The following is a 22,974-nucleotide window of genomic DNA, read 5'->3' on the forward strand; positions in this document are numbered from 1 at the left end:
GACGAGCAGGCCTTGATCTGCCGTCCGACTACCGCCTTGAGGGTCGCCTGACATGGAGCGTCTGATACGCTTTTTTGCCGCTTTGACCCGTTGGGGCCTGGGCCTCTGTGCCTTGCTGCTGGTATTGGCGGCCGTGTACGTGAGCCTGGGCCGTGAATTGACGCCGCTGGTGGCCGAGTACCGTGCAGAAGTCGAGGCCAAGGCCCAGGCTGCTGTGGACATGCCCCTGCATATCGGCAGCCTGGAAGGCCGCTGGAGTGGTTTCGCGCCGGTATTGCTCGCCCATGATGTGATGGTGGGCGAGGGCAGCAGTGCCCTTCGCCTGGATCAGGTCGAAGTGGTGCCGGATATCTGGGCCAGCCTGATGGCCCGCGAAGTGCGCATTGCGCACCTGCAAGTCAGTGGCCTGCAACTCAGTGTGAAGGAAGACAAGGACGGCAAATGGGCCCTGCAGGGCCTGCCCGTGCAAGACGACCAGCCGCTGGATCCGGAGCAGGTGCTAAAGCGCATGCAGACGGTCAAGCGTGTGTCGCTGCTCGACAGCCAGGTGACGTTGCAGCCGTTTGACCAAGCGCCGGTGACCCTGACATATGTCGGCCTGAGCCTGCATACCGGCGCCGTCCGTCAGCGCCTCGATGCACGCCTGACCCTGCCCGACGGCCAGCCGCTCGCCGTTAACCTGCGCACCCGCATTCGTGCCAGCCAATGGAAGGATGCCGAAATCCAGGCCTACCTGAGCCTGCCGCAAAGCGACTGGGCCAAGTGGATTCCGGCCAAGCTGACCCAACAGTGGACACTCACGCAATTCAAGGCTGGCGGCGAATTCTGGCTGAGCTGGGCCAAGGGCACCGTGCAAAGCGCGGTGGTGCGCCTCAACTCGCCACAGGTGAAAGGCAGCTACGCCGACCGTAAGCCTGTCCATATCGAAAATCTCGCCCTAACCGCCTACCTGCAGCGCAGTGAAACTGGTCTCAAGGTGTTGTTCGATTCCCTGGCGATGAACCTGGGTGAAACACGCTGGGAATCGCGCCTGCAATTGCAGCAGACGCTGGCTACCGACAAGGACCAGGAAGTCTGGAAGCTTCAGGCCGACCGCCTGGACCTCACGCCGATCACGCCGCTGCTCAATGCGTTGGCGCCGTTGCCGGAGGGGTTTGCCAAGACTGTGCAGCATCTGAAGGCCACCGGCCTGCTACGTAACGTGCTGGTGGACTTCCGTCCACATGACACCACCGATCAAAAAGTCAGCTTCGCTGCCAACCTTGAACGCATTGGCTTTGATGCCTACTTCGGCGCGCCGGCCGCGCGCAATGTGTCCGGCAGCATCAGCGGCGACCTGGGTCATGGCGAGCTGCGCATGGACAGCAAGGATTTTTCCCTGCACCTCGACCCGATCTTTGCCAAGCCTTGGCAGTACATCCAGGCCAACGCGCGCCTGACGTGGAAGCTGGACGAGGAAGGCTTCACCCTGATCGCGCCGTATATCAAGGTGCTGGGCGAAGAGGGCAAGGTGGCCGCCGACTTCCTGATCCGCCTGCATTTCGACCACAACCAGGAAGACTACATGGACCTGCGTGTCGGCATGGTCGATGGCGATGGGCGTTTCACCCCCAAATACCTGCCGGCGGTGTTGAGCCCGGCGTTGGACGAATGGTTGCGCACCGCGATTCTCAAGGGCGCGGTGGACCAAGGCTTCTTCCAGTATCAGGGTTCGTTGAACCACGACGCACTGCCGGCCTCGCGCAATATCAGCCTGTTTTTCAAGGTGCATGACGCCGAACTGGCATTCCAGCCGGGCTGGCCTCACGTGAGCAAGGTCAATGGCGAAGTGTTTGTCGAGGAAAGCGGCGTGCGCATCCTGGCCAGCAAGGGCCAATTGCTCGACACCAAGGTCAAGGATGTCTACGTCAATATCCCCCACGCGCCTGCGGGCAAGGACAGCCATCTGCTGCTCACGGGTGGTTTTGCCGGTGGCTTGGGCGATGGGCTCAAAATCCTCCAGGAAGCGCCGATCGGCACCGCCTCGACCTTCGCTGGCTGGAAAGGCGAGGGCGACCTGCAGGGGAGCCTGGACCTCGATATTCCGCTGGCCAAGGGCGCCGAGCCGAAGATCGTAGTGGACTTCAAGACCGATAAGTCGCGCCTGCAACTGGCTGAACCCACCCTGGACCTGAATCAGCTCAAGGGCGACTTCCGTTTCGACAGCGCCAAGGGCCTCAGTGGCCAGAACATCACGGCCCAGGCGTTTGACCGCCCGATCACTGCGCAGATCTTTGCCGACGGCAAGCCGGGCAATATCAGCACTCGCGTGACTGCCAAGGGCCAGGTCACGGTCAAGCGGCTGACGGACTGGCTGAAAATCACCCAGCCGTTGCCGGTATCCGGCGATATTCCGTACCAGTTGCAACTGACCCTGAACGGCGCCGACAGCCAGCTGATGGTCAGCTCCAACCTCAAGGGCGTGGCGGTGGATTTGCCGGCGCCGTTCGGCATGCCGGCCAGCCAGGGGCGCGACAGCGTGTTCCGCATGACCTTGCAGGGTGCCGAGCGCCGTTATTGGTTCGATTATGGCGAGCTGGCAAACTTTACCTTTGCCGCGCCACCGGACAAATTCAATGATGGCCGTGGTGAGCTGTTCCTGGGGGATGGCGATGCCGTATTGCCGGGTGCCAAGGGCTTGCGCATTCGTGGGGTCTTGTCGGAACTCGATATCGACCCGTGGAAAAAACTGGTGGACCGCTACGCGGGCAACGATCCGGGTGGCAGTGCCAAGCAACTGCTCAACGGCGCCGACTTCAAGGTGGACAAGCTGACCGGGATGGGTACCCAGTTTGATCAGGTCAATTTGCAGCTGGACCGCAAGCCTGCGGCGTGGGGACTGCAATTCAGCAGCCAGCAAGCCAAGGGCACGGTGAACCTGCCGGACGCCAAAGGCGCGCCGATTGCGATCAACCTGCAATACGTGAAGCTGCCGGCGGTAGACCCAACCGTGCAGGCGGATGAAAACGCACCGGATCCCTTGGCAAATATCGATCCCAAGGACATTCCAGCGCTGGATATCGCCATTGATCAGTTGTTCCAAGGCCCGGACCTGATAGGTGCCTGGTCGCTGAAGATCCGCCCGACCGCCAAGGGCCTGGCCTTCAGCAATCTGGACCTGGGCCTGAAGGGCATGCAGCTCAAGGGGGCCGGAGGCTGGGAAGGCGGGGCCGGTGACAGCAGCAGTTGGTACAAGGGCCGCCTGGACGGCAAGAATATCGGCGATGTCCTCAAGGGCTGGGGTTATGCGCCCACTGTGACCAGCCAGGATTTCCACCTGGATGTGGATGGACGCTGGCCCGGTTCGCCGGCCTATGTCGGGCCCAAGCGATTCTCCGGCAGCCTGGATGCGGCGTTCCGCAACGGCCAGTTCGTGGAAGTCGAGGGGGGCGCCCAGGCCCTGCGGGTGTTCGGCCTGCTGAACTTCAACTCCATCGGGCGTCGGCTGCGCCTGGACTTCTCGGACTTGCTTGGCAAGGGCTTGAGCTATGACCGGGTCAAAGGCTTGCTGGCGGCCAGCAATGGCGTGTTCGTGACCCGCGAGCCGATCACCATGACCGGGCCGTCAAGCAATCTGGAGCTCAATGGCACCCTGGACCTGGTGGCTGACCGCGTGGATGCCAAGTTGCTGGTGACGCTGCCGGTGACCAACAACCTGCCGATTGCGGCGTTGATCGTCGGGGCGCCGGCCATTGGCGGTGCGTTGTTCCTGATCGACAAGTTGATCGGTGACCGTGTTTCACGCTTCGCCAGCGTGCAATACAAGGTCGAAGGCCCGTGGAAGGATCCGAAAATCACCTTCGACAAGCCATTTGAAAAACCAAACTGAGAGCCTGTGGAGTAGCATGACCGCATGCCCTTTATGGAGTGTCGGCCCATGTCCTTTGCGGTAATTCAAATGGTCAGCCAGAGCGATGTGCTGGCCAACCTGGCCCAGGCCCGGCGCTTGTTGGAGGAAGCGGCGGCAGGCGGTGCAAAGCTGGCGGTATTGCCGGAAAACTTCGCTGCCATGGGCCGCCGTGACGTGGCCGACATCGGCCGCGCCGAAGCGCTGGGCGAAGGCCCGATCCTGCCATGGTTGAAACAGACCGCGCGCGACCTCACCTTATGGATAGTGGCGGGTACTTTGCCATTGCCGCCTAAAGACCAACCGCACGCCAAGTCCAATGCCTGCTCGCTGCTGGTCGATGATCAGGGTGAAATCGTTGCCCGTTACGACAAGCTGCACTTGTTCGATGTGGACGTTGCCGACGCTCGCGGGCGTTATCGCGAATCCGACGACTATGCTTTCGGGGGCAATGTGGTGGTGGCGGATACACCCGTTGGTCGCTTGGGCCTGACAGTGTGTTACGACCTGCGCTTCCCCGAGCTGTACAGCGAATTGCGCGCGGCGGGGGCTGAATTGATCACTGCGCCTTCGGCGTTTACGGCCGTAACCGGCGCTGCGCACTGGGACGTGCTGATTCGCGCGCGGGCCATCGAGACCCAGTGCTACCTGCTGGCGGCCGCCCAGGGGGGCGTGCATCCGGGGCCACGGGAAACCCATGGCCATGCGGCGATTGTCGATCCCTGGGGGCGCGTGCTGGCACAACAGGATCAGGGCGAAGCGGTGTTGCTGGCCGAACGCGATAGCAGTGAACAAGCGTCGATTAGGGCGCGCATGCCGGTGGCCAACCATCGGCGCTTTTTCTCGCAGGGCGCACAGCGGCCTGCTTCGGAACGATGAATTTAAGGCCATACCTATGAGCGAGTTGTTGTCCTCAGTCAGTGAACACCTCCTGGCACCCGGTGGCGTGACCATCGAAAGTTTGCAAACCGTGCTGGGCGATCTTGCCGGGCCGGGCATCGACGCGGCCGACCTGTATTTCCAGGGGCAGATCTCCGAGTCCTGGGCCCTGGAAGACGGCATTGTCAAGGAAGGCAGTTTCAACCTTGACCAAGGTGTGGGTGTGCGTGCGCAATCCGGCGAAAAAACCGGCTTTGCCTACAGCAATGCGATCACCCTTGAGGCCTTGGGCCTGGCCGCCCGTGCCGCGCGCTCTATTTCCCGGGCTGGGCAAAACGGCACGGTGCAGGCGTTCAGCACCCAGGACGTGACCCAGTTGTATGGGCCGGACAACCCGTTGGAAGTGATGACCCGTGCCGAAAAAGTCGACTTGCTCAAGCGTGTCGATGCCGCGACGCGTGCGTTGGACCCGCGTATCCAGCAGGTGACCGTGAGCATGGCCGGCGTGTGGGAACGCATTCTGGTTGCGTCCACCGATGGCAGCCTGGCGGCGGATGTGCGCCCCTTGGTGCGCTTCAATGTCAGTGTGATCGTCGAGCAGAATGGTCGTCGCGAGCGCGGCGGCCATGGCGGCGGCGGGCGTACCGACTATCGCTATTTCCTCACCGACGACCGTGCCATGGGGTATGCCCGCGAAGCGCTGCGCCAGGCGCTGGTCAACCTGGAAGCGATTCCGGCACCGGCCGGGACCTTGCCGGTGGTGCTGGGTTCGGGGTGGTCCGGCGTGCTGCTGCACGAAGCGGTCGGTCATGGCCTGGAAGGTGATTTCAACCGCAAGGGCAGCTCGGCGTACAGCGGGCGTATGGGCGAGATGGTTGCGTCCAAACTTTGCACCATCGTTGATGACGGCACCCTGGCCGGGCGTCGTGGCTCGCTGAGTGTCGATGACGAAGGCACCCCGACCGAGTGCACCACCCTGATCGAAAACGGTGTGCTCAAGGGCTACATGCAAGACAAGCTCAACGCCCGCCTGATGGGCGTGGCTCGCACCGGTAACGGTCGCCGTGAATCCTATGCGCACCTGCCGATGCCACGCATGACCAACACCTACATGCTCGGTGGCGAAAGCGACCCGGCAGAAATCATTGCGTCGGTGAAGCGCGGCATCTATTGCGCCAACCTCGGTGGTGGCCAGGTGGATATCACCAGCGGCAAGTTCGTGTTTTCCACCAGCGAGGCTTACCTGATCGAAGACGGCAAGATTACCGCGCCGGTCAAGGGCGCAACGTTGATCGGTAACGGTCCGGAAGCCATGAGCAAGGTGTCGATGGTCGGTAACGACCTGTCGCTGGACAGCGGCGTGGGCACGTGCGGGAAGGATGGGCAGTCGGTGCCGGTGGGTGTCGGCCAGCCTACGCTGAAGATTGATGCGATCACCGTGGGTGGCACGGGGGCGTAGACGCGGGAGCTTCGGGTGGCGAAGGCCGCCACCCGGGGAAGAGGATCAGCGCAGGCCGCGTTGAGTCTCGTCCAGCTCACGGATGTACTTGAAGATTTTACGGCTGGTGGCCGGCGCCTTGTTATGCGCCTGCTCGTGCTGGGCCTGACGGATCAGGGAGCGCAGTTGCTGGCGGTCCGCGTCCGGGTAGTCCAGTACGAATTTTTCCAGCACGGCGTCATCGCCCGAGATCAGGCGGTCACGCCAACGTTCCAGGTTATGGAAGCGTTCGTTGTACTGGCGAGTGGAGGCATCGGTTTGATCGAGCAAGGCCAGAATGGCGTCAGTGTCCTGATCGCGCATCAGTTTGCCGATAAACATGATGTGCCGTTTACGCGCGATATTCGCGGTGTGCTTGGGCGCATCCGCCAAGGCCCGGCGCATTTCGTCGGTCAATGGCAGTTTTGCAATCAAATCCTTCTTGAGCGTTGTAAGGCGCTCGCCGAGGTCAACCAGAGCATGCAGCTCACGTTTGACCTGGGTTTTGCTTTTCTCCCCATCGAGGGAGTCGTCGTAAGAATCAACCATGGTGGCAGTCCGCAAAGAAACGCCGCCATGATAACCAGTCGGGGGCCGCTTGTCCGGCCCGGTCGCTCGATGGCCTTAACCGAAAGCAGAATTTGAGTGGAGAAAACCATGAGTGCAGCCCAAAGCGTCGGTCCGCAAGCGTTACCGGCACTGCAGGAACAAGTCGAGCAGATCCTTGCCGAAGCCAAGCGCCAGGGGGCTAGCGCCTGTGAAGTGGCGGTGTCGCTGGAGCAGGGGCTCTCGACATCGGTGCGCCAGCGGGAAGTCGAGACCGTGGAGTTCAACCGCGACCAAGGCTTTGGCATCACCTTGTATGTAGGGCAGCGCAAAGGTTCGGCCAGCACATCGGCCAGTGGCCCGGAGGCTATTCGCGAGACCGTGGCGGCGGCATTGGCGATCGCCAAGCACACCTCCGAGGATGAAAGCTCGGGCTTGGCTGACAAGGCGTTGATGGCCAAGGACTTGAAAGACTTTGATCTGTTCCACGCCTGGGACATCACGCCCGAGCAGGCCATTGAACAGGCACTGACCTGTGAAGCCGCCGCGTTCGACGCCGATACCCGCATCAAGAACGCTGATGGCACCACATTGAGCACCCATCAGGGCTGCCGCGTGTATGGCAACAGCCATGGTTTTATTGGCGGTTACGCGTCCACGCGTCATAGCCTGAGCTGCGTGATGATCGCCGAAGCCAATGGCCAGATGCAGCGCGATTACTGGTATGACGTGAACCGCCAGGGCGATTTACTGGCCGATCCGATCAGCATCGGCCAGCGTGCTGCACAGCGTGCCGCGAGCCGCCTGGGCGCGCGCCCCGTGCCGACCTGTGAAGTGCCGGTGCTGTTTTCGGCGGAATTGGCCGGTGGCTTGTTCGGCAGCTTCCTTGGCGCGATTTCCGGGGGCAACCTTTATCGCAAGTCCTCGTTCCTGGACGGGGCGATTGGGCAGAAGCTGTTTCCAGAATGGTTGACCATCGATGAGCGCCCACACCTGATGCGCGCCATGGGCAGTTCGGCGTTTGACGGTGATGGCCTGGCGACGTACGCGAAGCCGTTTGTCGAAAACGGTGAATTGGTGTCCTACGTGCTCGGTACCTACGCCGGCCGAAAACTTGGTTTGCCGAGCACCGCCAACTCCGGCGGCGTGCACAACCTGTTCGTCACCCATGGCGATGAAGACCAAGCAGCGTTGCTGCGGAAGATGGGGCGCGGCCTGCTGGTGACTGAGTTGATGGGCCACGGCCTGAACATGGTCACGGGCGATTATTCCCGTGGCGCGGCAGGCTTCTGGGTGGAAAACGGCGAAATTCAATTTGCCGTCCAGGAGGTGACTATCGCCGGCAACATGCGCGATATGTTCAAGCAGATCATTGCGGTCGGGAACGACCTGGAACTGCGCAGCAATATCCGCACGGGTTCGGTGTTGATCGAACGGATGACCGTCGCCGGTAGCTGATCCTTCCGACCCGGTTAAACAAGAAAGGCGCGCCATCTTAAATGGCGCGCCTTTTTTTGTGGCCACGTGTCAGCGGGATTAACGTGCCACCCTTGTTTTGATTCTCAATATCATTTAATAATAAATATCATTACCGGATGAGTGTGGATCATGAGTTCTGTCCTGCATGAGGATCCCTACCTCGAGAGCTGGCGCTGGATGAGTCGCCAGATTCGCTGCGGCCTCGACCCCAACGAACCGCGCCTGATCGAACATTACCTCAATGAAGGTCGATACCTGGCGTGCTGCACTGCGACCCATCCGTGGACGATCGCCGAAACCTCATTCCGCCTGTTGCTCGACACTGCCAGCGATATTGCGCTGCCTTGGCACTGGCGCTCCTTGTGCCTTGACCAGGCCTGGCGCCCTCTGCGTGACCTGGAAAAACTCTCTCACTGTGCCTGCCGCCTCAAGCGCTGGCAGACCTTTGCCTGGCAATTGGCGACGTGTGAATTGCTGCCCTCAATTTCTGTTTCTTACCTGGTGCAAGGATCTTCCGATGAGTAACACCCGTATCGAACGCGACAGCATGGGCGAACTGCACGTGCCTGCCGAGGCCCTGTATGGCGCCCAGACCCAGCGCGCGGTGAACAACTTCCCGATCAGCCACCAACGCATGCCGGCGCAATTCATTCGCGCGCTCATCCTGGCCAAGGCCGCCGCTGCCAAGGTCAACGTTGACCTCAAGCAGATCAGCGAGGGGCGGGGCAAAGCCATTGTCGATGCCGCCCAAGGCTTGTTGGAAGGGGATTTCATGCCGCACTTCCCGGTGGATATCTTCCAGACCGGCTCCGGCACCAGCTCCAACATGAATGCCAACGAAGTGATTGCAACCCTCGCCAGCCGTTTGCTGGGCGAGTCGGTCAACCCCAACGATCACGTGAATTGCGGCCAAAGCAGCAACGACATCATCCCGACTACCCTCCACGTCAGTGCCGCGCTGGTCCTGCACGAGCAAACGCTGCCGGCCCTGTTGCACTTGGTGCAGGTGATCGAGCGGAAGGCCGAAGAGGTCCATCCTTTCATCAAGACCGGTCGCACGCACCTGATGGACGCCATGCCGGTGCGCATGAGCCAAGTGCTCAACGGTTGGGCGCAGCAGCTCAAGGCCAATATCGGGCATTTGCAGGACCTTCTGCCGAGTTTGCAAGCCCTGGCTCAGGGCGGCACGGCAGTGGGCACCGGGATCAATGCACACCCTGAATTCGCTGCGCGTTTCAGCCAGCAACTGAGCAGCCTGACAGGCGTGAAATTCACCCCTGGCAAAAACCTGTTCGCCCTGATTGGCTCCCAAGACACCGCCGTGGCCGTGTCCGGCCAGTTGAAAGCCACCGCCGTGTCGCTGATGAAAATCGCCAACGACCTGCGCTGGATGAACTCCGGTCCGCTTGCCGGCCTGGGTGAAATCGAACTGGAAGGCCTGCAACCTGGCTCGTCGATCATGCCCGGCAAGGTCAACCCGGTGATCCCGGAAGCGACTGCGATGGTCGCCGCGCAGGTCATTGGCAATGACACAGTAATTACCGTCGCCGGCCAGTCAGGCAACTTCGAACTGAACGTGATGCTGCCGATCATCGCGCAGAACCTGCTCAGCAGCCTTGAACTGCTGGCCAATTCCAGTCGCCTGCTCGCGGACAAGGCCATTGCCAGTTTCAAGGTCAATGAAGCCAAGCTCAAGGAAGCGCTGTCGCGCAACCCGATTCTGGTCACCGCACTCAACCCGATCATCGGTTACCAAAAGGCCGCCGAAATCGCCAAGAAAGCCTATCAGCAGGGCCGCACGGTGATTGAGGTCGCACTGGAGCACACCGACTTGCCGCGCAGCCAACTGGAGATCCTGCTGGATCCGGAAAAGCTCACGGCTGGCGGCGTGTAATCACCGACCTTGCTTTGGAGGCTCACCATGGAGCACTGGAAACGCACGATCGAACGGGCCAATCGCTGCTTTATGGCAGGCGAACTGGTCGACGCTCGCGAGGCCTATCTGCAAGCCCTGGCCCTGGCTCAAGTGTTATTCGAACGTTGGGCGGATGCCGACGAAGCAGTGGCGGCTTGCGTCATTTCCCATCACAACCTGGCGGATTTGCACCTGCGCCTGAATCAGCCAGAGGAGAGCGCGGAATACCTCTGCGCTATTCATCAGCGCCTGTTGCAGACCATGCAGGACTCGCGTTTGAGCCCGCAATTACGGGAGGCGGCCCTGCGTCAGAGCAGCAAAACCTACGTCGAGCTGTTGAATTTCATCAGCGACCACGGCGAATACCCTCGTACCCATCGCTTGCTGGGCGGTACTGCGGCACAGCCGACCACTCCTCATTACGGAGCACATTGATATGACTTATACCTTGCCTGCCTTGCCTTACGCGTACGACGCCCTGGAACCGCATATCGATGCGCAAACCATGGAGATCCACTACACCAAGCACCATCAGACGTACATCAACAACCTCAATGCGGCTGTCGAAGGCACTGAGTTTGCCGGATGGCCGGTGGAGAAACTGGTGTCCAGTGTGCAGCAACTGCCGGAAAAACTGCGTGCAGCCGTCATCAACCAGGGTGGCGGCCATGCCAACCACTCGTTGTTCTGGGCAGTGATGTCGCCCAAAGGTGGCGGCAAACCCGAAGGCGCGTTAGGCAAAGCCATTGATGAACAGTTGGGTGGCTTCGACAGTTTCAAAGAGGCCTTCACCAAGGCTGCATTGACCCGTTTCGGCAGCGGCTGGGCCTGGTTGAGTGTGACTCCGCAGAAGACCCTGGTGGTGGAAAGCAGTGGCAACCAGGACAGCCCACTGATGAACGGCAATACGCCGATTCTCGGTCTGGACGTCTGGGAACACGCCTACTACCTGCTGTACCAGAACCGTCGCCCGGAATACATCAATGCCTTCTACAGTGTTATCAACTGGCCAGAAGTCGCCGCGCGCTATCAGGCCGCCGTGGCCTGACATTCACCTTCATAACAAGATCTAAGGCCGACTATGGGCACTGAAACACTGGCGATCAGCAGCGGGCGAATGTTTCGTTATGCGTTTGGCTCGCTACTGCTATTGGCAGGTATTGCATTGCTGGTGGCCCACGGGCTGGCCTGGCTGGACCTGGAACCGCGTATTCTGCGTGCCCTACAGGGCGGCGCCATCTGTGCGCTCGGCACGGCCCTTGGCGCCGTGCCGGTGCTGGTCATCCGACGTATGCCGGTGGCGTTGAGCGATACATTGCTGGGCTTTGGCGCCGGGATGATGCTGGCGGCGACGGCGTTTTCGCTGATCGTGCCGGGCATTGCCGCGGCTGAAGGCCTGGGGCTCTCGCCCTGGGGGGCAAGTGGCCTGATCAGCTTTGGCATTATGCTGGGAGCATTCGGGCTGTATCTGGTTGACCGCAAGGTCTCCGGCGCTAGCCCGGAAATGCTGGTGGGCACGCCGGACAAACCGGTGATTCCACCGCGCATTTGGTTGTTCGTGTTTGCCATCATCGCCCATAACATCCCCGAAGGCATGGCGGTCGGCGTCTCCGCAGGCGGCGGTATGCCGGATGCAGACAGCCTGGCGATGGGCATTGCGTTGCAGGACGTGCCCGAAGGCCTGGTGATTGCGTTGGTGTTGGCCGGGGCAGGGATGTCGCGGGTCAAGGCGTTCCTGATCGGTGCGGCGTCAGGTCTGGTTGAGCCGGTGTTTGCGGTGCTCTGTGCCTGGCTGGTCAGCCTGGCCGAGGTATTGTTGCCGTTGGGTCTGGCCCTGGCCGCCGGCGCGATGCTGCTGGTGGTGACCCACGAGGTCATTCCCGAATCGCGGCGCAATGGTCACGAAAAGCTCGCCAGTTTGGGGTTGTGCATCGGGTTTTGCTTGATGATGGTGATGGACACGGCTTTGGGATAACGCCCGCTCCCTTGTAGGAGCCGGCTTGCCGGCGATCAATCCTTGAGACGTGCAGTGCGCTTGGCGACGCCTTCGCCGGCAAGCCGGGCTCCTACAGAGGGTTATTCGCCTTCGTCGAAGTAGTTGTTGATCAGCGCCACCAAGGCGTCCATCGCTTCCTGCTCCTGCTCACCTTCGGTCTTCAAGTGAATCTTGGTGCCCTTGCCCGCTGCCAGCATCATCATCGCCATGATGCTTTTGCCGTCGACCATCGATTCCGGTGAGCGCCCGGCGCGGATCTGACAGGGAAACTGCCCAGCCACACCCACGAATTTGGCGGAGGCCCGGGCGTGCAGGCCCAGCTTGTTGATGATTTCAATTTCCAGAGCGGGCATCGCGCAGGTGTTCCTTTCAGCTAAGGTCGCGGTGGCGGACCTGGACGTTCTTGAGGGTTTGTTGCAGCACCTGGCCCAGGCGCTCGGTCAGGTAGACGGAGCGGTGGTGGCCGCCGGTGCAGCCGATGGCGATGGTGACGTAGGCGCGGTTGCTGGCGGCGAAGCGTGGCAACCATTTGAGCAAGTAGCTGGAAATGTCCTGGAACATCTCCTCCACATCCGGCTGCGCTGCCAGGTAATCAGCCACGGGCTGATCCAGCCCGGACTGTTCGCGCAGTTCCGGCTTCCAGTAGGGGTTGGGCAGGCAGCGCACATCGAACACCAGGTCGGCGTCCACCGGCATGCCACGCTTGAACCCGAATGACTCAACAAGAAATGCCGTACCGGGCTCCGGCTGATTCAGCAGGCGCAGCTTGATGGCGTCGCGCAGCTGATACAGGTTGAGGCTGGTGGTATTGATCTTGAGGTCAGCGAGGTCAATGATCGGCCCCAGCAGCTTGGTTTCGTCTTCGATGGCTTCTGCCAGGGAACGGTGGGGGCTGCTGAGGGGGTGGCGTCGACGGGTTTCGGAGAAGCGCTTGAGCAAAGTCTCTTCGTCGGCGTCCAGGTAAAGCACATCGCAATGAATATGCTTGGCGCGCACTTCCTCGAGCAATTGCGGAAATCGCTCAAGGTGGCTGGGCAGGTTGCGGGCATCAATCGAAACGGCGACCAGGGGTTGCGCCAGTTCGGTGTGGATCAGCGCACGCTCCGCCAGTTCCGGCAGCAGGCCGGCGGGCAGGTTGTCGATGCAATAGAAACCGCTGTCCTCAAGAACATTGAGGGCGGTACTTTTACCCGAGCCAGAACGGCCGCTGACGATGATCAAACGCATGATTACTGCCCGTTCTGTTCATCCAGGACAACCTGGTACAGCGCCTCATTGCTACTGGCGCTACGCAGTTTGTCGCGTACTTCCTTGCGGTCGAGCATGCTGGCGATCTGCCTGAGCAGTTCCAAGTGTGCATCGGTGGCGGCTTGCGGGACCAGCAGAACGAACAGCAGGTCGACCGGGGCGCCGTCGATAGCGTCGAAATCGATGGGGGCTTCCAGGTGGAGCAGGGCGCTGACGGGTGTTTCGCAGCCTTTGAGGCGGCAATGAGGAATGGCGATGCCGTTACCAAAACCGGTAGAGCCGAGTTTTTCACGGGCAATCAGCGCATCGAACACATCCTGCATCTCCAGATCCGGCACTTCGCGCGCGATCAGGTTGGCAATTTGTTCGAGGGCTTTTTTCTTGCTGCCTCCCGGCACGTTCACGAGGGAACGGCCGGGGGTCAGGATGGTTTCAAGTCGGATCATGGGGGGAGAGTTAACGACCTGTACCTTGCATCAGGTGCAGATTCTTTTCCTTATGCTTTATGAGTTGGCGGTCCAGCTTGTCGTAGAGCGAGTCGATCGCCGCGTACATGTCTTCATGTTCTGCATTGGCGACGAGCTTCGCATTCGGTACGTGCAGGGTGGCCTCGATTTTCTGCTTGAGCTTATCGACCTCCATGATGACCTGCACATTGGTGATCTTGTCAAAATGCCCCGCCAGCTTGTTCAGCTTGCTTTCGGTGTATTCACGCAGGGGTTTGGTGACTTCCAGCTGGTGTCCACTGATGTTGACTTGCATACAGCTTCTCCTTCGTTGCCAGTGCATAAAGCGGCAGGTAGGAATACCTGCCACTGGAACGCTGTGGCCCGCCCGTCACATCAAACGCTTACGCTCGCTGGAAGGCGCGATCCCGAGGGACTCGCGGTACTTGGCGACGGTTCGACGGGCGACCTGAATGCCTTGTGCCTCCAGTAAACCAGCGATCTTACTGTCACTCAATGGCTTTTTCTGATTTTCCGCGGCAACCAGTTTTTTGATGATCGCGCGGATCGCCGTGGACGAGCATTCACCGCCTTCGGAGGTGCTGACGTGGCTGGAGAAAAAGTATTTCAGTTCATAAATACCCCGTGGGGTATGCATGAATTTCTGCGTGGTTACCCGTGAAATCGTCGACTCATGCATGCCAACCGCTTCGGCGATGTCATGCAGTACCAGCGGTTTCATCGCTTCGTCGCCGTATTCCAGAAAGCCGCGCTGGTGCTCGACGATTTGGGTGGCGACTTTCATCAGGGTTTCGTTGCGGCTTTGCAGGCTCTTGATGAACCAGCGGGCTTCCTGCAACTGGTTGCGCATGAAGGTGTTGTCGGCACTGGTATCGGCGCGCCGTACGAAGCCTGCGTATTGAGGGTTGACCCGCAGGCGCGGCACCGACTCCTGGTTCAGTTCCACCAGCCAGCGCTCGTTGTCCTTGCGCACGATGACATCGGGCACCACGTATTCGGCTTCGCTGGATTCGATTTGCGAGCCGGGACGCGGGTTGAGGCTCTGTACCAGCTCGATGACCTGGCGCAGGTCGTCTTCCTTGAGCTTCATGCGACGCATCAATTGGCTGTAGTCGCGGCTGCCCAGCAGGTCGATGTAATCGGTGACCAGACGCTGGGCCTCGGCGAGCCATGGGGTCTTGGCGGGTAGCTGGCGCAATTGCAGCAACAGGCATTCGCTGAGCGTGCGCGCGCCGATACCGGCAGGCTCGAACTGCTGGATGCGGTGCAGGACGGCTTCGATCTCGTCCAGCTCGATATCCAGTTCAGGGTCGAAGGCTTCAAGAATCTCTTCAAGCGTCTCGTCTAGATAACCCTGGTTGTTGATGCAGTCGATCAGCGTCACGGCGATCAGGCGATCGGTGTCCGACATCGGCGCAAGGTTCAGTTGCCACAGCAGGTGGCTCTGCAGGCTCTCGCCGGCGGAGGTGCGGGTGGTGAAGTCCCACTCGTCGTCATCGTTGCTGGGCAGGCTGCTGGCGCTGGTCTGGTAGACGTCTTCCCAGGCGGTATCGACCGGAAGCTCGTTGGGAATGCGCTCGTTCCATTCGCCTTCCTCAAGGTTGTCCACCGTAGGGGCGGTTTCCTGGTAGGAGGGTTCCTGCACGTCAGAATTGGGTTTTTGCTCGATGTTATCGGCCAGTGGGTCTGCGTTATCGAAGTCGTCGCCTTCTTCCTGGCGTTCGAGCATCGGATTGGACTCCAGGGCCTCCTGGATTTCCTGTTGCAGGTCCAGTGTCGACAATTGGAGCAGGCGGATGGCCTGTTGCAGCTGCGGTGTCATCGTCAGCTGCTGGCCCATTCTCAGGACTAGCGATGGTTTCATGGCAGGGGCTTAACACCTTATTCGCCGGCGCAATGCGCCATCCACGACAGGGCGCGTGAGCGCCAAACATAAGCAAATTATATGCCTGATGTCGGGGGCTTTGCCTAGAGCGCGGTAACAATAAAAATCCGGAGGTTTTCATTGACTCCCGCGCACCTTGGCAAACGGCCTTGACACCACGGTGTTTACAGGCGGAACTCGTGACCCAGGTACACTTCCTTGACCAATTCGTTGGCCAGGATAGTGGCGGAATCGCCTTCGGCAATCAGTTGGCCATCGTTGACGATATACGCGGTTTCGCAGATATCGAGCGTTTCACGGACGTTGTGGTCAGTGATCAGCACGCCAATGCCCTTGGCCTTGAGATGATGGATGATCTGCTTGATGTCGCCCACCGAGATCGGGTCGACGCCGGCAAACGGTTCGTCCAGCAGGATGAACTTGGGCGCGGTGGCCAGGGCGCGGGCGATTTCCACGCGGCGACGCTCACCACCGGACAGGCTCATGCCGAGGTTGTCGCGGATATGGTTGATGTGGAATTCCTGCAGCAGGCTTTCCAGCTCCTTGCGGCGGCCGTCACGGTCGAGTTCCTTGCGGGTCTCGAGGATGGCCATGATGTTATCGGCGACCGACAGTTTGCGGAAGATCGACGCTTCCTGCGGGAGATAGCCGATACCGGCGCGTGCGCGGCCGTGCATCGGCTGGTGGCTCACGTCCAGGTCGTCGATCAGGACGCGGCCCTGATCCGCCTGGACCAGGCCGACGATCATGTAGAAGCAGGTGGTCTTGCCGGCGCCGTTGGGGCCGAGCAAGCCGACGATCTGGCCGCTGTCGATCGACAGGCTGACGTCGCGCACGACCTGACGGCTTTTATAGGCCTTGGCCAGATGCTGGGCTTTCAGGGTTGCCATTACTCGGCCTTCTTCTTCGGCTGGATAACCATGTCGATGCGTGGACGAGGCGCGGTGACCTTGTTGCCATTGGCACGACCGGCGTTAGCGATCTGTTTCACGGTGTCATAGGTGATCTTCTCACCTTCCGTCGAGTTGCCATCGGGGCTGAGCACCTTGGCCTGGTCGATCAGGACGATGCGGTTCTGCTGGGCATGGTACTGGATAGTCTTGCCGTAGCCTTTCATCGGGCCGGTATCGGTCGCGGACTGCTTCTGTTCGAAGTAAGCCAGGTTGCCCACCGACGTTACCACGTCGATATCGCCCGATTGGGTGCGCGTCAGTGTCACCGTATTGCCGGTGATCTTCATCGAGCCCTGGGTGATGATCACACCGCCGGTATAGGTGGCGACGCCTTGCTTGTCATCGAGCTGTGCATCGTCAGCCGAGATGTGGATCGGTTGCTGGCTATCGTTCGGCAGAGCCCAGGCGCTCACGCTTCCCAGTGCTGCGCCCAGACCGAGCAAAATAGGGAGAGTTTTAACGAGCCTCATACTGTCCTCTTACGTTCGATAGCAGGTGTATCCTGCTTTCTTTCAAATACGCTTTCATTCCCTTGCCAGTCGATACACCGCCAGCGCCGTCGATTCTAACGTCTTGCTCGGTCTGCGCATATTGCTTCTGCGGGAATACGGTCATGCGACTGCTGGTAATCACGGTCTCACGTTTTTTATCGTCCGTGCGCGCAACGCGCACCGAGTCGATCAGTTCCACCTCGGTACCGTCCGGGTTGACCTCACCACGTTTGCTGGTGACGTGCCATGGGAACTCGGTACCGCGGTAAATGTTCATGTCCGGATTGGTCAGCAGCGTGACTTCGCTGGCCTTTACATGCTCGACCTTGTCCGAAGTCATCTCGTACTGAACCTTGCCGTCTGGCAGGAATTGCACGCTCTTGGCATTGATGGCGTAGTAGTCGATAGCGCCCTCGTCCACCTGCGCAGCAGGCTGGTCGAGAAAGCGCTCCGGGCTGATATTCCAGTAGCCCACCGCGAGAAACAGCGCGGCGATGACCCCGAATAGCAGGAAGTTGCGAATCTTTTTGCTCAGCATAAAACGCTCTATAAGTAGGCGGCGTGGGCCGCTTCAAGGCTACCCTGGGCACGCAGGATCAGCTCGCAGAACTCGCGGGCGGCACCTTCACCGCCACGGGCGGTAGTGATGCCATGGGCATGCTCGCGAACAAATGCCGCCGCATTGGCGACAGCCATGCCCAAGCCCACCCGACGAATCACCGGCAGGTCTGGCAGGTCATCGCCCAAGTAGGCGACCTGCTCATAGCTTAGGTTGAGTTGGCCAAGAAGCTCGTCCAGAACCACCAGTTTATCCTCGCGGCCCTGATACAGGTGAGGAATCCCCAGGTTTTGTGCACGGCGTTCCACAACGGGGGTTTTTCGGCCGCTGATAATCGCTGTTTGCACGCCCGCCGCCATCAGCATCTTGATGCCCTGGCCATCGAGGGTGTTGAACGTCTTGAATTCGCTGCCGTCTTCGAGGAAGTACAGGCGGCCATCGGTCAGCACGCCGTCGACGTCGAAAATCGCCAGCTTGATGTTTTTACCGCGTTGCAACAGGTCGCTGGTCATTTACATCACTCCCGCACGCAACAAATCGTGCATGTTCAGGGCGCCAATCGGATGGTCATTGCCATCGACCACCACCAGCGCGCCTATCTTATGGTCTTCCATGATCTTCAAGGCTTCGGCTGCCAGCATTTCAGGGCGCGCGGTCTTGCCGTGAGGGGTCATCACCGCATCAATGGTGGCGGTGTGGATATCAATGGTGCGGTCCAGGGTGCGGCGCAGGTCGCCGTCGGTGAAGACCCCGGCCAGGCGGCCGTCGGCTTCCAGTATCACGGTCATGCCCAGGCCCTTGCGGGTCATTTCCATCAACGCGTCCTTCAGCAAGGTGCCGCGCTGGACGTGGGGCAACTCATCGCCCGAGTGCATGACGTTTTCCACTTTCAGCAGCAAACGGCGGCCCAGGGCGCCACCCGGGTGGGAAAATGCGAAGTCCTCGGCGGTAAACCCACGGGCTTCCAGCAGCGCCACGGCCAGGGCATCGCCCATGACCAGTGCGGCGGTGGTGGAGGAGGTCGGTGCCAGGTTCAAAGGGCACGCCTCGTGGGCCACGTGAACATTCAGGTTCACTTCGGCGGCCTTGGCCAGCGTCGACTCCGGGTTGCCGGTGATGCTGATCATCTGGATGCCCAGGCGCTTGATCAGCGGCAGCAGGGTCACGATTTCGTTGGTGCTGCCGGAGTTGGACAGCGCCAGGATGATGTCATCCTTGGTGATCATGCCCATGTCGCCGTGGCTGGCTTCGGCGGGGTGCACGAAAAATGCAGTGGTCCCGGTGCTGGCCAGGGTGGCGGCGATCTTGTTGCCGACGTGGCCCGACTTGCCCATGCCGACCACGACAACGCGGCCTTTGCTGGCCAGAATCATCTCGCACGCGCGTACGAAATCTGCGTCGATATGCGCCAGCAAGCCTTCTACGGCTTCAAGCTCGAGGCGGATGGTGCGTTGTGCGGATTGAATAAGGTCGCTGGATTGGCTCATGTCTGAAATCGTATAGCCTGACGAAAAGTCGGCGATTATAACGGTAATGATCAATTCCCTCACGCAAGTTCGTCAGGGTTTGTTTGCGATGCGCTTGAGATTCCATCCTTGGCAACATAGGCGGCAACGTTTTTCCCTGTCCTCAATCTGAACAAGCACCGTTCCGGCCTTGGGCGCCCTGTACCAGCAGTGATATAGTTCGCCGCCAGTTCGGTCCGCTCGGCCCATGTGGCCAAGTATTGCGCGAATGATGCAAACGTTTGTCGCAAACGTGGTGTCTGAGTGAGAGGCTGCATCCCAAGGAGTTTAGATGAGTGCCGATAACGCCTACGCGGTCGAGCTGAAGGGACTGACCTTCAAGCGCGGGACGCGCAGCATCTTCAATAACGTCGATATCCGCATTCCGCGCGGCAAGGTCACGGGCATCATGGGGCCTTCCGGTTGCGGCAAGACCACCCTGCTGCGCCTGATGGGCATGCAATTGCGGCCCAGCGCCGGTGAAGTGTGGGTCAATGGCCAGAACCTGCCGACGCTGTCGCGCAGCGATCTGTTTGACGCACGCAAGCACATGGGCGTGCTGTTCCAGAGCGGTGCGCTGTTCACCGACCTCGATGTTTTCGAGAACGTGGCCTTTCCGCTGCGGGTGCATACCCAGCTGTCTGACGAAATGATTCGTGACATTGTGTTGCTGAAACTGCAGGCCGTAGGCCTTCGCGGTGCCATCGACCTGATGCCCGATGAGCTGTCCGGTGGCATGAAGCGCCGTGTGGCCCTGGCGCGTGCCATCGCCCTCGACCCGCAGATTCTCATGTATGACGAGCCTTTTGTCGGCCAGGACCCCATCGCCATGGGGGTGCTTGTACGGCTTATCCGCTTGCTCAACGATGCTTTGGGCATTACCAGCATCGTGGTCTCCCATGATCTTGCAGAAACCGCGAGCATTGCCGATTACCTTTATGTAGTCGGCGATGGCCAGGTGCTGGGGCAGGGCACACCGCAAGAGCTGATGAACGCCGATAACCCGCGCATTCGCCAGTTCATGACCGGCGATCCCGATGGCCCGGTGCCTTTTCACTTTCCGGCAGCGGACTACCGCTCAGATCTTCTGGGGAAGCGCTGATGCGCAAGACATCTCTCATCGAGAAGGTTCGCCTTTTCGGTCGCTCGGGCATCGACATCGTCGAGGTTCTGGGCCGTTCGACGATTTTCCTCTTCCACGCCCTGCTCGGTCGCGGCGGCATTGGCGGCGGCTTTGGCCTGCTGGTCAAGCAGCTGCATTCGGTAGGTGTCATGTCCCTGGTGATCATCGTGGTCTCCGGCGTGTTCATCGGCATGGTGCTGGCGTTGCAGGGCTTCAATATCCTCTCCAGCTACGGTTCGGAGCAGGCGGTAGGGCAGATGGTCGCCTTGACGCTGTTGCGTGAACTGGGGCCGGTGGTCACCGCCTTGCTGTTCGCCGGGCGCGCGGGTTCCGCGTTGACCGCCGAAATCGGCAACATGAAATCCACCGAGCAGTTGTCCAGCCTGGAAATGATCGGCGTGGACCCGCTCAAGTACATTGTTGCCCCGCGCCTGTGGGCCGGCTTCATTTCCCTGCCATTGCTGGCGATGATCTTCAGCGTGGTCGGTATCTGGGGCGGTTCGTGGGTGGCAGTGGACTGGCTGGGCGTCTACGACGGCTCCTACTGGGCCAACATGCAAAACAGCGTGACGTTCACGGGCGACGTGCTCAACGGCGTCATAAAGAGCATCGTCTTCGCCTTTGTTGTCACCTGGATCGCCGTATTCCAAGGCTACGACTGTGAGCCCACCTCAGAAGGGATCAGTCGCGCCACCACCAAGACCGTTGTGTACGCCTCGCTGGCGGTACTGGGCCTTGACTTCATTTTGACCGCCTTGATGTTTGGAGATTTCTGATGCAAAACCGCACTGTGGAAATCGGTGTCGGCCTTTTCTTGCTGGCTGGCATCCTGGCTTTACTGTTGTTGGCCCTGCGAGTCAGCGGTCTTTCGGCCAGCCCCACCGCCGATACTTACAAACTTTACGCGTACTTCGACAATATCGCCGGTTTGACTGTCAGAGCTAAAGTGACCATGGCCGGTGTAACCATCGGCAAGGTCACGGCAATCGATCTGGACCGCGACAGCTTCACCGGCCGGGTGACGATGCAACTGGACAAGAAGGTAGATAATCTGCCGACCGACTCCACTGCATCTATCCTCACTGCGGGTCTGCTGGGCGAGAAGTACATCGGTGTCAGCGTGGGCGGGGAAACAGCCCTGCTCAAGGATGGCTCGACAATCCACGACACACAGTCGTCGTTGGTACTTGAAGACCTGATCGGTAAATTCCTGCTCAATACGGTCAATAAAGACGCCAAATGAGGAATTCGTACATGATCTCTACCTTGCGACGTGGCCTTCTGGTACTGCTTGCAGCGCTGCCGTTGATGGCCAACGCAGCAGGTTCTGCGCACGATCTGGTGCAGGACACTACTAACAAGATGTTGGCTGACCTGTCGGCCAACAAGGAAAAGTACAAGCAGGACCCGAGTCAGTTCTATAACGCGCTCAACACCATTGTTGGCCCGGTGGTCGACGCTGAAGGCATTTCCCGCAGCATCATGACGGTCAAGTATTCGCGCAAGGCTACCCCGGCGCAGATGCAGACCTTCCAGGAAAACTTCAAGAAAGGCCTGTTCCAGTTCTACGGTAACGCGCTGCTCGAGTACAACAACCAGGGCATTACCGTTGCTCCCGCCGGCGATGAGTCGGGTGATCGCACCAGCGTCAATATGAGCGTCAAAGGCAACAACGGTGCTGTCTACCCTGTGCAATACACGCTGGAGAAGGTTAACGGCGAGTGGAAGCTGCGTAACGTGATCATCAACGGCATCAACATTGGCAAGCTGTTCCGTGACCAGTTCGCCGACGCCATGCAGCGCAATGGCAACGATCTGGACAAAACCATCAATGGTTGGGCCGGTGAAGTCGCCAAGGCCAAGGAAGAAACCGATAAAGCTGCCGGGAAGCCTGCGCAATGACCGAGTCGGCTGTTCGTCTAGGCGATGCCGGCGAGCTGTTCATCAGTGGCGTGCTGGACTACCGCTCCGGGCCTGACCTGCGCAAGCAGGGCCAGGCCTTGATCAAGACCAGCACTGCCCCTGCGCTGGTGCTGGATTGTTCGGCTGTGACCAAGTCCAGCAGCGTCGGCTTATCGTTGTTGCTGTGCTTCATGCGTGATGCCGAAGCGGCCAAAAAGCCCGTCAGCATCCGTGCTATGCCCGAAGACATGCGTGAAATTGCCGAAGTTTCCGGTCTGACCGAGTTGCTGGCGCATCCTTAATACACATTATTAAAGAGGCCCCCCGTCAGAGTCCTGCTATGCGGGGTTCGCAGGCGCGGGGCTTTTTTGTATGATGTGCGACCCGCGCGCACTGGGCGCCGATAGAGGTTGAGCATGCAGGCCCTAGAAGTTAAGCGCTTTCTTGAAGGAAAGCTGCCGGAAACGACCGTAGAAGTTGAAGGCGAAGGCTGCAACTTCCAGCTGAACGTGATTAGCGATGAACTGGCGGCACTCAGCCCGGTCAAGCGTCAGCAGCAGATCTATGCCCATTTGAACCCGTGGATCACCGATGGCAGCATCCATGCGGTCACTATGAAATTTTTCAGCCGCGCGGCCTGGGCCGAGCGCACCTGAGCCCCCA

Annotated in this window: 26 protein-coding genes; 15 read left to right on the forward strand and 11 right to left on the reverse strand. The window is 60.0% G+C overall.

The window, feature by feature from the left end; genetic code table 11:
* The first annotated feature begins 52 nt into the window (after positions 1-52).
* Genes KUA23_RS04580 through tldD form a run of 3 tightly spaced genes read left to right on the forward strand, consistent with a single transcriptional unit; the run spans position 53 to position 6,224 of the window.
* The gene (locus KUA23_RS04580; RefSeq protein ID WP_252993508.1) at positions 53-3,868 is read left to right on the forward strand and encodes a YhdP family protein; all 3,816 of its coding nucleotides are present in this window, start codon (positions 53-55) and stop codon (positions 3,866-3,868) included.
* A gap of 48 nt (positions 3,869-3,916) precedes the next feature.
* A complete protein-coding gene (locus KUA23_RS04585) occupies positions 3,917-4,765 on the forward strand; it encodes a carbon-nitrogen hydrolase family protein (protein WP_100491480.1) in 849 nt (282 codons plus the stop codon).
* 16 nt (positions 4,766-4,781) lie between these two features.
* Positions 4,782-6,224 carry a metalloprotease TldD gene (gene tldD, locus KUA23_RS04590; protein ID WP_078046884.1) on the forward strand — a complete coding sequence of 481 codons (1,443 nt, stop codon included), beginning with the start codon at positions 4,782-4,784 and terminating at the stop codon, positions 6,222-6,224.
* A 45-nt stretch (positions 6,225-6,269) separates the two neighbouring features.
* Here tldD and yjgA read toward each other — a convergent pair whose 3' ends face one another.
* The gene (gene yjgA, locus KUA23_RS04595) at positions 6,270-6,791 is read right to left on the reverse strand and encodes a ribosome biogenesis factor YjgA (RefSeq protein ID WP_017138246.1); all 522 of its coding nucleotides are present in this window, start codon (positions 6,789-6,791) and stop codon (positions 6,270-6,272) included.
* 108 nt (positions 6,792-6,899) lie between these two features.
* Here yjgA and pmbA point away from each other — a divergent pair, with 108 nt between their 5' ends.
* The 6 genes from pmbA (at position 6,900) to KUA23_RS04625 (ending at position 12,157) form a co-directional block, all read left to right on the forward strand.
* Entirely contained in the window at positions 6,900-8,246 is a 1,347-nt protein-coding gene (gene pmbA, locus KUA23_RS04600) for a metalloprotease PmbA (RefSeq protein WP_252993509.1), read from the forward strand.
* A 150-nt stretch (positions 8,247-8,396) separates the two neighbouring features.
* The gene (locus KUA23_RS04605) at positions 8,397-8,792 is read left to right on the forward strand and encodes a FagA protein (RefSeq protein WP_252993510.1); all 396 of its coding nucleotides are present in this window, start codon (positions 8,397-8,399) and stop codon (positions 8,790-8,792) included.
* The gene (locus KUA23_RS04610) at positions 8,785-10,161 is read left to right on the forward strand and encodes a class II fumarate hydratase (RefSeq protein ID WP_252993511.1); all 1,377 of its coding nucleotides are present in this window, start codon (positions 8,785-8,787) and stop codon (positions 10,159-10,161) included. Before KUA23_RS04605 ends, KUA23_RS04610 begins: the two co-directional genes overlap by 8 nt.
* 27 nt (positions 10,162-10,188) lie before the next feature.
* Positions 10,189-10,617 (forward strand): DUF2753 family protein, encoded by a 429-nt coding sequence (locus tag KUA23_RS04615; RefSeq protein ID WP_078046888.1) that lies wholly within the window; start codon positions 10,189-10,191, stop codon positions 10,615-10,617.
* A 1-nt stretch (position 10,618) separates the two neighbouring features.
* Entirely contained in the window at positions 10,619-11,230 is a 612-nt protein-coding gene (locus KUA23_RS04620; protein ID WP_078046889.1) for a superoxide dismutase, read from the forward strand.
* 33 nt (positions 11,231-11,263) lie between these two features.
* Positions 11,264-12,157: a ZIP family metal transporter gene (locus tag KUA23_RS04625; protein ID WP_252993512.1), complete on the forward strand. Its 894-nt coding sequence runs from the start codon at positions 11,264-11,266 to the stop codon at positions 12,155-12,157.
* 101 nt (positions 12,158-12,258) lie between these two features.
* On the opposite strand, the gene KUA23_RS04630 is transcribed toward KUA23_RS04625, so the two are convergent.
* The 10 genes from KUA23_RS04630 to KUA23_RS04675 form a co-directional block, all read right to left on the reverse strand.
* A complete protein-coding gene (locus KUA23_RS04630; protein WP_078046891.1) occupies positions 12,259-12,531 on the reverse strand; it encodes an HPr family phosphocarrier protein in 273 nt (90 codons plus the stop codon).
* Positions 12,532-12,547: 16 nt separating this feature from the next.
* Positions 12,548-13,405: an RNase adapter RapZ gene (gene rapZ, locus KUA23_RS04635; RefSeq protein WP_049709982.1), complete on the reverse strand. Its 858-nt coding sequence runs from the start codon at positions 13,403-13,405 to the stop codon at positions 12,548-12,550.
* A 2-nt stretch (positions 13,406-13,407) separates the two neighbouring features.
* Complete coding sequence (ptsN, locus tag KUA23_RS04640) at positions 13,408-13,872, reverse strand: PTS IIA-like nitrogen regulatory protein PtsN (protein ID WP_061435337.1); 465 nt, start codon at positions 13,870-13,872, stop codon at positions 13,408-13,410.
* Positions 13,873-13,882: 10 nt separating this feature from the next.
* Entirely contained in the window at positions 13,883-14,188 is a 306-nt protein-coding gene (gene hpf, locus KUA23_RS04645) for a ribosome hibernation-promoting factor, HPF/YfiA family (protein WP_003171804.1), read from the reverse strand.
* 75 nt (positions 14,189-14,263) lie between these two features.
* Positions 14,264-15,757, reverse strand: a complete 1,494-nt coding sequence (locus tag KUA23_RS04650; RefSeq protein WP_016974289.1) for an RNA polymerase factor sigma-54 — start codon at positions 15,755-15,757, stop codon at positions 14,264-14,266.
* Between the two features lie 185 nt (positions 15,758-15,942).
* On the reverse strand, positions 15,943-16,668 hold the full coding sequence (gene lptB / locus KUA23_RS04655) for an LPS export ABC transporter ATP-binding protein (protein ID WP_003171806.1): 726 nt from the start codon (positions 16,666-16,668) through the stop codon (positions 15,943-15,945).
* Positions 16,668-17,201, reverse strand: a complete 534-nt coding sequence (gene lptA / locus KUA23_RS04660) for a lipopolysaccharide transport periplasmic protein LptA (protein ID WP_078046892.1) — start codon at positions 17,199-17,201, stop codon at positions 16,668-16,670. The genes lptB and lptA overlap by 1 nt, the downstream gene beginning before the upstream one ends.
* Positions 17,188-17,760, reverse strand: coding sequence for an LPS export ABC transporter periplasmic protein LptC (gene lptC / locus KUA23_RS04665; protein WP_078046893.1), 573 nt, complete (start codon positions 17,758-17,760; stop codon positions 17,188-17,190). The genes lptA and lptC overlap by 14 nt, the downstream gene beginning before the upstream one ends.
* Before the next feature lie 8 nt (positions 17,761-17,768).
* Complete coding sequence (locus tag KUA23_RS04670) at positions 17,769-18,293, reverse strand: KdsC family phosphatase (RefSeq protein ID WP_034118123.1); 525 nt, start codon at positions 18,291-18,293, stop codon at positions 17,769-17,771.
* Positions 18,294-19,268, reverse strand: a complete 975-nt coding sequence (locus KUA23_RS04675; RefSeq protein ID WP_078046894.1) for a KpsF/GutQ family sugar-phosphate isomerase — start codon at positions 19,266-19,268, stop codon at positions 18,294-18,296. It lies immediately after the preceding gene.
* Positions 19,269-19,578: 310 nt separating this feature from the next.
* Here KUA23_RS04675 and KUA23_RS04680 point away from each other — a divergent pair, with 310 nt between their 5' ends.
* The 6 genes from KUA23_RS04680 to KUA23_RS04705 all read left to right on the forward strand — a co-directional run bounded on the left by KUA23_RS04680 (position 19,579) and on the right by KUA23_RS04705 (position 22,967).
* Positions 19,579-20,388, forward strand: a complete 810-nt coding sequence (locus tag KUA23_RS04680) for an ATP-binding cassette domain-containing protein (RefSeq protein ID WP_078046895.1) — start codon at positions 19,579-19,581, stop codon at positions 20,386-20,388.
* A complete protein-coding gene (gene mlaE / locus KUA23_RS04685; RefSeq protein WP_099494054.1) occupies positions 20,388-21,185 on the forward strand; it encodes a lipid asymmetry maintenance ABC transporter permease subunit MlaE in 798 nt (265 codons plus the stop codon). The genes KUA23_RS04680 and mlaE overlap by 1 nt, the downstream gene beginning before the upstream one ends.
* Positions 21,185-21,652, forward strand: coding sequence for an outer membrane lipid asymmetry maintenance protein MlaD (gene mlaD, locus KUA23_RS04690; protein ID WP_003171814.1), 468 nt, complete (start codon positions 21,185-21,187; stop codon positions 21,650-21,652). The genes mlaE and mlaD overlap by 1 nt, the downstream gene beginning before the upstream one ends.
* Before the next feature lie 11 nt (positions 21,653-21,663).
* Positions 21,664-22,311: an MlaC/ttg2D family ABC transporter substrate-binding protein gene (locus KUA23_RS04695; protein ID WP_078046897.1), complete on the forward strand. Its 648-nt coding sequence runs from the start codon at positions 21,664-21,666 to the stop codon at positions 22,309-22,311.
* Entirely contained in the window at positions 22,308-22,613 is a 306-nt protein-coding gene (locus KUA23_RS04700) for an STAS domain-containing protein (protein WP_078046898.1), read from the forward strand. Before KUA23_RS04695 ends, KUA23_RS04700 begins: the two co-directional genes overlap by 4 nt.
* Before the next feature lie 114 nt (positions 22,614-22,727).
* Positions 22,728-22,967 carry a BolA family protein gene (locus KUA23_RS04705; protein ID WP_034102215.1) on the forward strand — a complete coding sequence of 80 codons (240 nt, stop codon included), beginning with the start codon at positions 22,728-22,730 and terminating at the stop codon, positions 22,965-22,967.
* The last annotated feature ends 7 nt before the right edge of the window (positions 22,968-22,974 follow it).

It is taken from the genome of Pseudomonas pergaminensis (assembly GCF_024112395.2).
In the GTDB taxonomy this organism is placed as follows: Bacteria; Pseudomonadota; Gammaproteobacteria; order Pseudomonadales; family Pseudomonadaceae; genus Aquipseudomonas; species Aquipseudomonas pergaminensis.

Excerpts from the sequence above, each read along its gene's own strand:
- KUA23_RS04700 (WP_078046898.1), top strand. The coding sequence starts at position 22,308 with ATGACCGAGTCGGCTGTTCGTCTAGGCGATGCCGGCGAGCTGTTCATC.
- KUA23_RS04695 (WP_078046897.1), top strand. The coding sequence starts at position 21,664 with ATGATCTCTACCTTGCGACGTGGCCTTCTGGTACTGCTTGCAGCGCTG.
- rapZ (WP_049709982.1), bottom strand. The coding sequence starts at position 13,405 with ATGCGTTTGATCATCGTCAGCGGCCGTTCTGGCTCGGGTAAAAGTACC.
- KUA23_RS04620 (WP_078046889.1), top strand. The coding sequence starts at position 10,619 with ATGACTTATACCTTGCCTGCCTTGCCTTACGCGTACGACGCCCTGGAA.
- mlaE (WP_099494054.1), top strand. The coding sequence starts at position 20,388 with ATGCGCAAGACATCTCTCATCGAGAAGGTTCGCCTTTTCGGTCGCTCG.
- KUA23_RS04585 (WP_100491480.1), top strand. The coding sequence starts at position 3,917 with ATGTCCTTTGCGGTAATTCAAATGGTCAGCCAGAGCGATGTGCTGGCC.
- lptA (WP_078046892.1), bottom strand. The coding sequence starts at position 17,201 with ATGAGGCTCGTTAAAACTCTCCCTATTTTGCTCGGTCTGGGCGCAGCA.
- yjgA (WP_017138246.1), bottom strand. The coding sequence starts at position 6,791 with ATGGTTGATTCTTACGACGACTCCCTCGATGGGGAGAAAAGCAAAACC.
- KUA23_RS04615 (WP_078046888.1), top strand. The coding sequence starts at position 10,189 with ATGGAGCACTGGAAACGCACGATCGAACGGGCCAATCGCTGCTTTATG.
- KUA23_RS04675 (WP_078046894.1), bottom strand. The coding sequence starts at position 19,268 with ATGAGCCAATCCAGCGACCTTATTCAATCCGCACAACGCACCATCCGC.
- tldD (WP_078046884.1), top strand. The coding sequence starts at position 4,782 with ATGAGCGAGTTGTTGTCCTCAGTCAGTGAACACCTCCTGGCACCCGGT.
- KUA23_RS04630 (WP_078046891.1), bottom strand. The coding sequence starts at position 12,531 with ATGCCCGCTCTGGAAATTGAAATCATCAACAAGCTGGGCCTGCACGCC.
- KUA23_RS04610 (WP_252993511.1), top strand. The coding sequence starts at position 8,785 with ATGAGTAACACCCGTATCGAACGCGACAGCATGGGCGAACTGCACGTG.
- KUA23_RS04650 (WP_016974289.1), bottom strand. The coding sequence starts at position 15,757 with ATGAAACCATCGCTAGTCCTGAGAATGGGCCAGCAGCTGACGATGACA.
- hpf (WP_003171804.1), bottom strand. The coding sequence starts at position 14,188 with ATGCAAGTCAACATCAGTGGACACCAGCTGGAAGTCACCAAACCCCTG.
- mlaD (WP_003171814.1), top strand. The coding sequence starts at position 21,185 with ATGCAAAACCGCACTGTGGAAATCGGTGTCGGCCTTTTCTTGCTGGCT.
- KUA23_RS04580 (WP_252993508.1), top strand. The coding sequence starts at position 53 with ATGGAGCGTCTGATACGCTTTTTTGCCGCTTTGACCCGTTGGGGCCTG.
- KUA23_RS04670 (WP_034118123.1), bottom strand. The coding sequence starts at position 18,293 with ATGACCAGCGACCTGTTGCAACGCGGTAAAAACATCAAGCTGGCGATT.
- KUA23_RS04705 (WP_034102215.1), top strand. The coding sequence starts at position 22,728 with ATGCAGGCCCTAGAAGTTAAGCGCTTTCTTGAAGGAAAGCTGCCGGAA.
- KUA23_RS04680 (WP_078046895.1), top strand. The coding sequence starts at position 19,579 with ATGAGTGCCGATAACGCCTACGCGGTCGAGCTGAAGGGACTGACCTTC.
- KUA23_RS04605 (WP_252993510.1), top strand. The coding sequence starts at position 8,397 with ATGAGTTCTGTCCTGCATGAGGATCCCTACCTCGAGAGCTGGCGCTGG.
- ptsN (WP_061435337.1), bottom strand. The coding sequence starts at position 13,872 with ATGATCCGACTTGAAACCATCCTGACCCCCGGCCGTTCCCTCGTGAAC.
- pmbA (WP_252993509.1), top strand. The coding sequence starts at position 6,900 with ATGAGTGCAGCCCAAAGCGTCGGTCCGCAAGCGTTACCGGCACTGCAG.
- lptB (WP_003171806.1), bottom strand. The coding sequence starts at position 16,668 with ATGGCAACCCTGAAAGCCCAGCATCTGGCCAAGGCCTATAAAAGCCGT.
- KUA23_RS04625 (WP_252993512.1), top strand. The coding sequence starts at position 11,264 with ATGGGCACTGAAACACTGGCGATCAGCAGCGGGCGAATGTTTCGTTAT.
- lptC (WP_078046893.1), bottom strand. The coding sequence starts at position 17,760 with ATGCTGAGCAAAAAGATTCGCAACTTCCTGCTATTCGGGGTCATCGCC.